This window comes from Bacillus sp. JJ1521 (assembly GCF_036965165.1).
GTDB lineage: Bacteria > Bacillota > Bacilli > Bacillales > Bacillaceae_L > Ferdinandcohnia.
Genome location: NZ_JBALOX010000022.1, coordinates 1 through 10,453 on the forward strand (window position 1 = coordinate 1; position 10,453 = coordinate 10,453).

Here is a 10,453-nt window from a genome sequence, read left to right on the forward strand (position 1 = left end):
ATCTGAAAGTGAAAGTTTTCCTTACTGTATGAAAAAATAATAACTCAATTAATGATTACTATTACCTTTTCTACTAACCTTCTTTGTTACTAAAAAAGACTTCCTTCGAATGACACGAAGAACCTGATGGTTCTCCCAAACCATCAGAGGTCTTCAGCAGATTTTTACTTTTTAATTCTTTAATTTGCTTTTCTAACTGCTTTATTTTTATCCAGCTATTCCCTTAGCTAATAATAAGAAATATACAAAAACTAGCACCATTCCATTAACTAAAACACCAATTATACCTGATAACCATCTCTTAGAAATTACAGCAAAAATTATTCCAAGTAACGAAAAAGAACCTAGAAGTATAATTGCTAAAGACAAATTTGCATTTGGTCCTCTGACAATAAAAAACGTAATTATGCTAACCAATACCATTAGGATGGATAAAACTCCAAACTTATTCATACATAATTCCCCCTTTTTTTAACGATTGGAAACACTTTAAGTTTCGATTTTTTATTGAACTATCCTGCCCGTTAGTTAAAAAACATTAGACCAACTAATGTACCAAGACCTGTTTGCCAAAAAATAAAAATATTAACATAATGAAAAACCAAGAAATTCGCCATACCTTGTTAGGACGTGCAAATTGAACAAAATAAAAAATTCCACAAAATACATATGAAACCCCAGTAGCAAACCACGTATAAGGTTCTGCTCCGCCGCTAAATTCAGCCCCAAATAACGCTAATGTGTTAAAAGCCATTAACATAAACAAAAAAATAAAGTTATTTGTATGAAACGTTTTTTTACTCAAGTTTCCTAGAAACAAGATTGACGCCATTATTACTAATATACCTATAAATATGAAAGGAATAGCGAGAGCAGTAAAAGTTCCACCGTCATCGCTTATCATCAGCACAATGCCATACGCAGATAGCCCGACACCTATAAAAGCCAGTAATTTTCCTATTTTAGACAATTTCTTCGTTTTAAAACACCTACCTTGTAATTATCATCTTAAGGATAAAGTTTTCTAGACTGATTCACTTTTAAGTATAGTGATTCTATTACATACAATAGTTAATCCTTCTTCAACGATCCTGCCCCGTTAGTTTAAGTGCAATCCTTTACAATCCAATCATATCAGTTAGCTTTTTTATCGCACTGACTACCACTTCGGGTTCATCATTTTGTATATAATGAGCACTGTTTTCAACTATAACTAATTCACCATCAGAGGATATTTCAAGAATTTCTCTCTGCATTTCATTCCATAACTTTTATGATTCCTTTGAATAATGAGCTTTTTTGCCAGCTGAAAGAACAATTAGTGGGACATTTATTTTATGTTTATTTTCTTTTAACTGCTTTAGGCTTTCCACAAATTCATCATAATTGCCTTCTTAAACGAATTGCTTGTTGTATGCTTGTTGAAACTCTTTTGACATCGTTGGAAGAAATCTTTCTATGTAATCTTCAGGCGTAGAGTCAACCAAGACAAGTCCACGAACTTCATTTTGATATTCAGTTGCAAACATTCGCATATTAACTCCACCAAATGAATGACCTACTAATATATAGGGTGGTTTAATCTTGGCTTCAATAAGAAGTTCCTTCAATTCTTTTACCATCTCACGACTGGTTCTGGGATTCGAACTTTTTTTACTTTTCCCAAGTCCTGCCCTATCATAAATTAAAACGTTAAAGAGCATTGAAATATCCCCAATTACCGACTCCCAAGCCTTGGAAAAATCTCCATATCCAGCGTCCATTACAACTGTTGGTTTTCCGATATTTTCTCCCACTAATTTAGCATATAAGTTACAATGACTTATTTGTACAAACATTTCTTTAGTCATTTAGTCCATTCCTCTCATTTTGCCAACTAATTAACAATCCTTAGTTAAATAAATTCAACAAAAAGGTGCATTAATCCTTCTTGGATCAACGCACCCTTTACTTTAAGTATATTATTTCACAATCTTGTTTACCTCAAAAAAATCAATTCCTTAAATGTGTTGTCCATGCAAAAAGACGACATCTTATTAAAGAATAGCCCAGTTTGTAAAAACTTACGATACCTTTTGGTCACATTTAGAGTGGTTTTCTATAACCAAAAAACACATATCCACTCAGACATAACTGAATAATACTCAAAGCAAAAAACGGTTTCGTCACTATATACGTTTCACCTATTATAATTCGCTGAAAGTTCAATCCGATGAAGAAAACAGCTCCCATTATGGCAGATGCATACCACGAACTGTTACTTATATTTTTAAAACTACATATCGCCGCCGTGATATTGCCTAGACCGAAAATGACAATCGCGAGGATTCCAGGTACCACCCAACTATCAAAAGGAAGCGTAGAGGACCAGCTCTCTGGATATTCCTCAGCGAAAATTCCATAGCTTGAATTTACCATCTGCACTCCAATCCAAATGGCGCCGGTCGCCAAAAACATATCATAAATGCCCAACATCCTTGCTCTTATTGTTTGCTTCATCTTTTTCCCCCATAGTTATCTTAAAAACCTTCGTTTTATATCCTCACTTGTGAAGCCCATTATACAAATTAAAATTACAAAAGGAATAACAATCGGTATTACGGAACCAAGGAATTCCACAATCTGTTCTCCAATCTTCTAAATTGGTATATATCTATGCACCATACTTATAATTAGAAGTGAATTCTGAATTGAGTTATTGTACTAGCCTGCCACATTAGTACAACAATAAAAGTGTTTTTACTTCATAATTTTTTCGAACTGTGTATTAATTTTTTTTGAAAAAATCAATATTTGTCCAAGTCGCTTAAACTTTTTCCGAATATACTATTATTGCTATTACGAAGACTTAATAGCAGCCACTAACTCCTTTTTTGGGGAATCCATTACCTTGGAAAAGTAGTGGATTCCTACATATATCACATTGAAAAAGACTCATAAGATTCCTCTAATGACTATTACATTTGAAGTAGTAGTCTTTTGTTGCTTCGCAATTATTATCTACTCCGAAATAAAAAGAAAGTTATGCGAAGGCAGCAAAAAAAAGCCACCAAGAAATTTTGGTAGCTAAATCATTCATTTTTGCCTTCGCTAGGTCAAATTCGAACTTCTCAATTCCACCTCAAGCACCCCTTGTTTCAGAACCCATATTCAAGATTTGGATGACCATTCCATCACTTTTTTACTTTTATTTTCTCGGGTATAGTCGTCCAGTACTCTGGGTCTTCTAAGCCAAGCCGCCAAATCCCGATTCCTCGTAAGTTATATTTTTCTACTAGGTCTAGCTTATACTGCAGACTATCACTATTCTCATACCAAACCTGGTGGCTATGTTGTTCTTCATCTACATAGCTAAAATGTGGTGTTTGAGAACTGGAGTCCCATAGAACTTTAGCTTTATATTTTTTTTGCTGATCCATTATCTGTGCGTAGGAGCTATACACGGCTTTGTCTGCTGTTGTATCCCAGTCCCATCCATAACCAGCGATACCAAGTAAAATTTTTGATGGGGGTACATCATGTTTCAATGCATAACGAATCGTTGCTTCTGTCCAATCGACTGATGCTGATGATCCAGGTTTTGTTCTAGGATTGTGTTCATCATATGTCATAATCATTAACCCATCAGAATATTGACCAAGTCTTTCGTAATCAAACCACGGTGACCAGGGATTAGCACGGGAATCACCTGTGTTTGCCGGGACTGAAACCGTAACTACTTTCTCATCACGACTTAGTGCATCAGACAATTCCTTTATAAATTGGCTAAAGGAATCTCGGTCAGTCAAATTCAGATTTTCCATGTCGATATTAATGCCGTCATATTTAAACTGAGTCACTTCATTACGTAGGTTCTGAATGAAAACATGCCTACTTTCATCGTTATTAAGTACATTACTCGCTACCTGCTTCCCTTTCTCCACGGTTTCATAAAAGAGATTATGTACAACCATATATACCTTTAGCTGTTTTTCATGAGCACTCTGAATAACTTCTCTCTTATGATCTGCTGTTACAGATTCTATTAGACTGCCTGGACGTTTATCATCAAGCTTATACCAAAAAGGTGCAATGATGCTTAAGTTGGAGAATTGCGAGTCAACTGTAGGTTGAGAACTAGGATACGTTCCTTCCTGTTCTGTGTAGAAACCTAAAACCTCGCGAGGTGTTTTATCATTTTTGTGTTCCTCTTTTCTTTCTAACTGACTACAGGATGACATTAATAATAAGGCCATGCTTAAAGAAATGAGGGTGAATGACTGATAATAATTTTTTGCCATAATACACCTTCTTCTAATTTGTATATCTCTTAAGATGATTAGAAAAGGTGCAACTTATTCACGAATTGAATTTCAACCCTTAAAGGATTTCCGGTAAAAACCATCACAAGTGCATTTAGTTATTTAGAAAGAAGGCGACTACCCTCGTAAAGAATAGCAATGAAATTATTTGCTCTTATTTATTTTCCCTTCAGCTTTACTTTTGTTTTCATCAACTCTAAATTTTACGATTTTAGTAATTAATCCATAAGGGATGGGTTTTCCTATAGGAAATTGCACTGCACCTTTCGAGGTCTTATATCCCGATAATTCCTGTTTAAATGTATTTATTCCGCTTGAAGTTGGATAAAACCCAATATGGTTTTTGAATGCAGCAAAATGTACCAGATTTCCATTTAATGCGAAGGTTGGCATTCCATAACTTATTTTTTCCTCAGCATTTGGCACTAATTCCTTTATAACCTGTCTTATTGTTTTTAGTATTTCTTGAATCTCCTGAGGATATTGTAAAATATATTCATCAATTGATTTCGGAATAGTGGTTTGTTGTTCCATAGAATTTCTCCTTTTTTAAAAATAAAGTTTTTATAGTATTTCAAAACTTTTTATCATTATGCTCTGTTAAAGTTTAATGTTGATATATAGGTCGATCACTAAACTGCCCCTTAATAACAGCGTTTATTATTAAGAACAGAAAAACGAAAAAAATATTCTTCATTAATATCCCCCTAACAATCTTTCAATTAGTAAAAGTATGTCGATAAACTCTTTCTAGGTATGGATCATTCTAAAGTTCAAAAATTTATGTATGTATAAAATATAAGAAATTAAAATAATAATTATTAGATAATTCCCTGGTCACCACAGTACAGTCAGAAATTAAAACAAAGGGTGAGTGACATTTTGGAACAAAGAAATAAGCCAGAAGTAAGGATTGAACCTTGGGGTGAAGGCGATCTTAATTTGCTTCATCTTCTAAATGCTCCTGAGATGACAGTACACTTTGGAGGTCCAGAGACAGAGGTAAAAGTCCTAGCTCGGCATAAACGGTACTGTGAGATCTCGGAAAAGGGAACTGGATGTATGTATAAGATTCTCTTGCTTCCACATCTTGAAACAGTAGGAAGTGTCGGCTATTGGGATACAATTTGGCAAGGAGAACCTGTTTATGAGATAGGTTGGAGTGTTTTAGCTACATATCAAGGCAAAGGGATAGCGACGATTGCAACAGCCAAAGCGATTGATAATATTAATTCTGAAAAGAAGCATAATTTCATTCATGCTTTCCCAAAAATCAACAACCCCGCTTCTAATGCAATTTGTCGCAAACTTGGTTTCTCACTTATTGGTGAATGTGATTTTGAATATCCCATTGGTAGTTTCATACGATGCAATGACTGGTTATTAGCAATTGGTGAACAGTGAATACTACCATAATAGAAAAACTACCTTCAAAGTCCAAAAGGAATATATATTCCTTTTGGACCTTTCCCCAACAATATCTCAAAGATTAGAAAACTACTATTTCGTAATTTTCATTTTGTAAAAGTTGGGTTATAAAACACAGGAAAACTAAAAGAGAATCTGTCCCCTTCAAGTCATGCAGTCCCTTTGTCAGAGTTTTCACCACCCATAAGTAAAATGACTTCCTTTTCCAATCCTGTTTACGTTAGTTCCAGTAGGAAGTGATTTTTTAAACTACACGAGCTTTTCTACTAACCTTACAAACGAATCTCATCAAAGCACTATGTGCAGAGGGAAATATCGTAAAAAGAACATTCATAGTTCTCCGCATTGGCATTGGACAAATAACAGGTTTATTTTTATGGATACCGTCTAAGGCAATTTTCGCAAGTTGTTGTGGAGACATCATCTTTTGTTTTTTCAATTGTTTTGTAATAATAGACTTATTGATATTAATTGCTTTCGCCTCATCAAAAATAGGTGTATCAACAAAAGTTGGACAAAGAGCGCTTACTTTTATGTCAAATTGCTCTGCTTCATAATGAAGGGATGTCGTTAGACCTACAACTGCATGTTTTGTTGTGGAGTAGGCAGAAGATACTGGAGAAGGTCCAAGGCCTGCAGCCGACGCCGTGTTAATTATATGTCCGAAGCCTTGTTCTTTCATGATTTTATACCCAATATGAGTTCCATTAATGACTCCCCATAAGTTAATGTCCATAATTTCTTTCCAGTCCTCAATCGACATATCAAATAATTCGCCGTACATGGCAATACCAGCATTGTTAAAAAGGTAATCTAACCGACCAAATTCTTGGTAGACTTCATGAATTACACGTTCAACACTTTTGAATTCGGTTACGTTCAAATAAACAAATCTAGAATTTATGGCTTCTTTATTAAGCTCAGCTTCAAAATTCTTCCCATGTCGTTCATTAATGTCTGAAATAATAACAAATACATTTTTAGAAACTAATTCATTACAAATTGCCTTACCTATACCTGATGCACCGCCCGTTACAATAGCAACTTTCCTATACCCTGCCATTACTACTTCCCCCTATATAAAAAGTATTTACTATTGAATGGACTTATGGTCGCTGAATAAAAGTCGATCTATCATAGTTGAATATTCGGCTACAACAAGTGCCGCGCCAGTACTATTTAAATGAATGCCATCTAACGTTAAGTGAAGTCCTCGTTTTTTTGATAACCGGTCGATGCTAGTTGGATTTTTATAAAAGAGGACATCCTGCATCACTCTCATAACTTTAATACTGACGTAATCTGAACTGGTGACTTTAAAAAGATGCTTCTCAAACACGGAATGCATATCTAGAAAACTTACATTTAAATGATTTCTAGAGAGGGATTGGATGATGGAAGATAACTTTTTTATTTCTTTATTCGATTCATTTTGTAAAGTTTCACCCACTAATGCTGGTGAAACTGTTATCACCTGTTTAGATGACGCAATAACCATTTCCAATACTTTGTTGTAATACTCACTATATTCCTCGGGGTCTTTTGCAACAGGCTGTGCTTGGACTCTCAACAATTTTGAATAAACATCATTGACTCCAATCCAAAGGAAAATAAGATCATAATTTGTTTCTAATTTTACTTTTGTTAAGCGGGTATGCAAACTTTTAACTGACTCTCCTGGTTTGCCAAGATTATCAAATGAAATATCTGGATAGTCTTCTTTTAAAATGTTAACAAAAGACACTCCAGGACGACCTTCTGTTAAACTGTCACCTATTAGTCCGATTTTCATTGTAATTCCTCCTGTTTTATTGACCTTAAAAAAATCATAATTGCTTGTTTAAAAAGAGGTTCAAGCGAACTCAATTCTTGAGTATTCGTTAGCTGGCATAAGCCACCAAGCCAAGTTCCTAGTAATACAGTCCATTCTTCTGGATTTCCATCAATAAACTCCCCCGTTTCTATACCCTCTTGAAAGATTGAGCGATAAGAACTCATCGGGACAACGGCTAATTCATATAATTCGTTTACAGATTCTGGACTTGAATTTGGATTTGAAGCTAACTCCTGTCCTGATTTTAAAAGAGGTGTTTGGTAATTATAGAGTACATGCATTGCAATCCCATACAATTTCTCTGTTGCGGTTAAGTAAGCAGATTCAATTTTCACCCACTTGTCGTACCAATCTCTCATCGTTTTTTGTGCCAAAAGAACAAAAAGCCGCTCTTTGTTCTGGAAATGATAATAAATGTGCCCCTTGCTATAACCAGAAGCTTTTGAAATATCACCTACTGATGTTTGATTATACCCTTTTTGAGAAAACAACATTGAGGCATGTTCCATGATTTCATTTTTTGCATTCTCACTGTCATAACGCCTTTTGTTCAACGAAATGCTCCTTCCTCTAAATTGAACGTTCGTTCTAATTTAATTATACATTAATTCCCAAAATTTTCATTACCCTACATTTAAATTTCACATTTTTGTCACTACTCTCATAATAATACAAACCAAATCTACCAATATAGGTGTTGCTAGCTTATACCAAAAAAGTGCAATGATGCTTATACTGGAGAATTGCGAGTCAACTATAGGTTGAGACCTTCCCCCATATTCATTAATATAGATACCTCAATATCAAAAAATTCCATGAAAATACCCCAAAGGTTAAATCTAGCTTTAACTTTTGGGGTAAAATCTGATTTATGTTATTAGAAAGGGGTTAGCCATTAATACCCAAAAAACGAATCCTTTTTGATATTTCGTTTTGCGATGTTTTGATTTTGTAGATAAGTAGAAATCGTATCTACCATAGACTTTGGTCCTGCAATATAGTAATTACCTTTGTCCTTATTTGAGGCAGTAAATTTATCAATCTCCTGATGGAGATCCTCCCTTGAATCAAGGTAAGTTATACTTATTGAAGGATTGTTTGCAATCGCATCAAGTTCATCTTTAAAAATAAATGACTTTTGGCTATCCAAATAGAGAAGATGTATTTGTTTCTCGGCTCCATTGCCTTCTGCTTCTATTTGTTTTAAAATTGCCCGAAATGGCGTAATTCCAATTCCTCCTGCAATAAGAAGTGAATGGGTATTATCTTTCAAATAAAAATTCCCTACTGGTCCACTCATTTTCACTGTCATTCCTTGTTTTAATTCCAACATTGCCTTCTTAAACTCGCTTGGATTATCACCCATACGCATTGTTAAGCGAATAACATCCTCTGAAGGAGCAGATGCAACAGTGAACGGTCGTATTGAATTTTTTATTTTTTTATGGGTAATTGTAAACAAACCATGCTGCCCTGCGTTCCAGGTTACATCTTTCTCTTTTTCAAATAGAAAAGTATAAACATCTTCTGATTCTTTATAGCTTTCTAAAAATACTACATCTCTCTTTTTAAATATTGCTAATGCATCTTTAAAAAAACTCATTCCCCTACTCCTTTAAATCTAAAAAGCCCTCTTTATAAGGGCTATTCTATTTTTATTTTCGCCAGAAAGTTGTACAGTCGGCCTTGTCCGAAATATTCAAATCAATCATTTTTTCAAGTAGTGTGTAATCTACTGGACTTTTCCAAGGGATACGGATCATCCCCTTTGTATAGTCATAACCCGCTTTCACTATCTCATCCTCTAGATAGGAAATGGTAAATTCTTCAGGAGCGACAGCTAAATGCTTCTTACTTACGCTAAAGCCGATAATGAATGTACCATGATCTGTAAACATTGGTTGATTCCATTTGATTTCTGTCTTAAGGTTTGGATATTTGTTCGTGATCCAAGTAAGCACCTCTCCTACTCTTTCAAGGTGATTTGGATCATCAATCCCCGCTAAAAATTCAGAAAAAGCTTCCATAAGATTCCCTCCTGAAACAGGTCAAATTTGACCTTACATTTCACCCAATACTTTTTTAAGTTCGTCAACCATGCCGCCCCAGCCATATTTCGCACCGTTGTACGCTTGGTCTTCTTTTTCAAATCCGGTTTGTTCAAGATGCAAATAAGTAGTTCCATCCTCTTCCTTCAATGTCCATGTAACGATTGTGTCGATCGGACCACCCACCCATGTATAAGATAACTTGTTCGGCTCGTCCACGACTAATACTTCACATTCTACAATTAAATTCCACTGTGGATTTCGGAATTGACATTTATGTCCTACGACTGGCTTAAAGTCATTCTCCATGATCCACTTTGCAAGTGAATCGGAATCTGTTAATGAATCCCACACCTTATTAATTGAACTTTTAAATTGAAAATCTAATGAAACTTCTGCCATTATTTATTCCTCCTCTAATAAATTTTTTAAAATAGCCACGTTGTTTGTCCAAAATTTCTCGTAAAAGGATACCCAATCTTTAATTTCTCTTAATGGAGTTGCATTTATTCGATACCTTGTTTCTCTTCCAACTTTTCGGTCAATAACTAATCCCGCTTCTTTAAGGACAGCCAAATGTTTAGAAACAGCGGTACGTCCCATTTGGAATTCAGGGGTCAATTTGTAAAGGGGTAGCTCCCCCGCTTCTGCCAACAAATCTAGCAATTTACGTCTAGTCGGGTCAGCGATGGCTGCATATACATCGCGATCTTGATCTTTTTCGTTCAAATGCCTCCTCCCCCTTGTGGATAGGACACCCATTAGTGTCCTAATTATATGACACTAAATGGTGTCCAGTCAATCACATTTTTTACAAAAGACAATCATTTTATTTATAATTC

At 35.0% G+C, this 10,453-nt stretch carries 13 protein-coding genes and 1 pseudogene; 1 reads left to right on the top strand and 13 read right to left on the bottom strand.

Annotated features, from left to right (window positions below; all coding sequences use genetic code 11):
• Window positions 1-207: 207 nt before the first annotated feature.
• The 6 genes and pseudogenes from V7147_RS04470 to V7147_RS04495 all read right to left on the bottom strand — a co-directional run bounded on the left by V7147_RS04470 (window position 208) and on the right by V7147_RS04495 (window position 4,835).
• Complete coding sequence (locus V7147_RS04470) at window positions 208-453, bottom strand: hypothetical protein (protein ID WP_335366661.1); 246 nt, start codon at window positions 451-453, stop codon at window positions 208-210.
• A gap of 94 nt (window positions 454-547) precedes the next feature.
• Window positions 548-970 carry a hypothetical protein gene (locus V7147_RS04475; protein ID WP_335366662.1) on the bottom strand — a complete coding sequence of 141 codons (423 nt, stop codon included), beginning with the start codon at window positions 968-970 and terminating at the stop codon, window positions 548-550.
• A 148-nt stretch (window positions 971-1,118) separates the two neighbouring features.
• A pseudogene (locus V7147_RS04480) lies at window positions 1,119-1,850 on the bottom strand (alpha/beta fold hydrolase).
• 235 nt (window positions 1,851-2,085) lie between these two features.
• The gene (locus V7147_RS04485) at window positions 2,086-2,499 is read right to left on the bottom strand and encodes a hypothetical protein (RefSeq protein WP_335366663.1); all 414 of its coding nucleotides are present in this window, start codon (window positions 2,497-2,499) and stop codon (window positions 2,086-2,088) included.
• 674 nt (window positions 2,500-3,173) lie between these two features.
• On the bottom strand, window positions 3,174-4,280 hold the full coding sequence (locus V7147_RS04490) for a glycosyl hydrolase family 18 protein (protein WP_335366664.1): 1,107 nt from the start codon (window positions 4,278-4,280) through the stop codon (window positions 3,174-3,176).
• Between the two features lie 165 nt (window positions 4,281-4,445).
• Entirely contained in the window at window positions 4,446-4,835 is a 390-nt protein-coding gene (locus V7147_RS04495) for an iron chaperone (protein WP_335366665.1), read from the bottom strand.
• Window positions 4,836-5,183: 348 nt separating this feature from the next.
• On the opposite strand from V7147_RS04495, the gene V7147_RS04500 reads away from it, so the two are divergent.
• Window positions 5,184-5,705, top strand: coding sequence for a GNAT family N-acetyltransferase (locus V7147_RS04500; RefSeq protein WP_438824543.1), 522 nt, complete (start codon window positions 5,184-5,186; stop codon window positions 5,703-5,705).
• A gap of 268 nt (window positions 5,706-5,973) precedes the next feature.
• Here V7147_RS04500 and V7147_RS04505 read toward each other — a convergent pair whose 3' ends face one another.
• The 7 genes from V7147_RS04505 to V7147_RS04535 all read right to left on the bottom strand — a co-directional run bounded on the left by V7147_RS04505 (window position 5,974) and on the right by V7147_RS04535 (window position 10,340).
• Window positions 5,974-6,792, bottom strand: a complete 819-nt coding sequence (locus V7147_RS04505) for an SDR family NAD(P)-dependent oxidoreductase (protein WP_335366666.1) — start codon at window positions 6,790-6,792, stop codon at window positions 5,974-5,976.
• Window positions 6,793-6,822: 30 nt separating this feature from the next.
• The gene (locus V7147_RS04510; RefSeq protein ID WP_335366667.1) at window positions 6,823-7,521 is read right to left on the bottom strand and encodes an SGNH/GDSL hydrolase family protein; all 699 of its coding nucleotides are present in this window, start codon (window positions 7,519-7,521) and stop codon (window positions 6,823-6,825) included.
• Window positions 7,518-8,117: a TetR/AcrR family transcriptional regulator gene (locus V7147_RS04515; protein WP_335366668.1), complete on the bottom strand. Its 600-nt coding sequence runs from the start codon at window positions 8,115-8,117 to the stop codon at window positions 7,518-7,520. Before V7147_RS04515 ends, V7147_RS04510 begins: the two co-directional genes overlap by 4 nt.
• A gap of 341 nt (window positions 8,118-8,458) precedes the next feature.
• Entirely contained in the window at window positions 8,459-9,166 is a 708-nt protein-coding gene (locus V7147_RS04520; protein ID WP_335366669.1) for an FAD-dependent oxidoreductase, read from the bottom strand.
• 52 nt (window positions 9,167-9,218) lie between these two features.
• Window positions 9,219-9,590 (bottom strand): iron chaperone, encoded by a 372-nt coding sequence (locus tag V7147_RS04525; RefSeq protein WP_335366670.1) that lies wholly within the window; start codon window positions 9,588-9,590, stop codon window positions 9,219-9,221.
• A 33-nt stretch (window positions 9,591-9,623) separates the two neighbouring features.
• Entirely contained in the window at window positions 9,624-10,013 is a 390-nt protein-coding gene (locus V7147_RS04530) for an SRPBCC family protein (RefSeq protein ID WP_335366671.1), read from the bottom strand.
• 3 nt (window positions 10,014-10,016) lie between these two features.
• Window positions 10,017-10,340, bottom strand: a complete 324-nt coding sequence (locus V7147_RS04535; RefSeq protein WP_335366672.1) for an ArsR/SmtB family transcription factor — start codon at window positions 10,338-10,340, stop codon at window positions 10,017-10,019.
• Between the last annotated feature and the right edge of the window lie 113 nt (window positions 10,341-10,453).

Excerpts from the sequence above, each read along its gene's own strand:
- V7147_RS04470 (WP_335366661.1), bottom strand. The coding sequence starts at position 453 with ATGAATAAGTTTGGAGTTTTATCCATCCTAATGGTATTGGTTAGCATA.
- V7147_RS04485 (WP_335366663.1), bottom strand. The coding sequence starts at position 2,499 with ATGAAGCAAACAATAAGAGCAAGGATGTTGGGCATTTATGATATGTTT.
- V7147_RS04490 (WP_335366664.1), bottom strand. The coding sequence starts at position 4,280 with ATGGCAAAAAATTATTATCAGTCATTCACCCTCATTTCTTTAAGCATG.
- V7147_RS04495 (WP_335366665.1), bottom strand. The coding sequence starts at position 4,835 with ATGGAACAACAAACCACTATTCCGAAATCAATTGATGAATATATTTTA.
- V7147_RS04505 (WP_335366666.1), bottom strand. The coding sequence starts at position 6,792 with ATGGCAGGGTATAGGAAAGTTGCTATTGTAACGGGCGGTGCATCAGGT.
- V7147_RS04510 (WP_335366667.1), bottom strand. The coding sequence starts at position 7,521 with ATGAAAATCGGACTAATAGGTGACAGTTTAACAGAAGGTCGTCCTGGA.
- V7147_RS04520 (WP_335366669.1), bottom strand. The coding sequence starts at position 9,166 with ATGAGTTTTTTTAAAGATGCATTAGCAATATTTAAAAAGAGAGATGTA.
- V7147_RS04525 (WP_335366670.1), bottom strand. The coding sequence starts at position 9,590 with ATGGAAGCTTTTTCTGAATTTTTAGCGGGGATTGATGATCCAAATCAC.
- V7147_RS04530 (WP_335366671.1), bottom strand. The coding sequence starts at position 10,013 with ATGGCAGAAGTTTCATTAGATTTTCAATTTAAAAGTTCAATTAATAAG.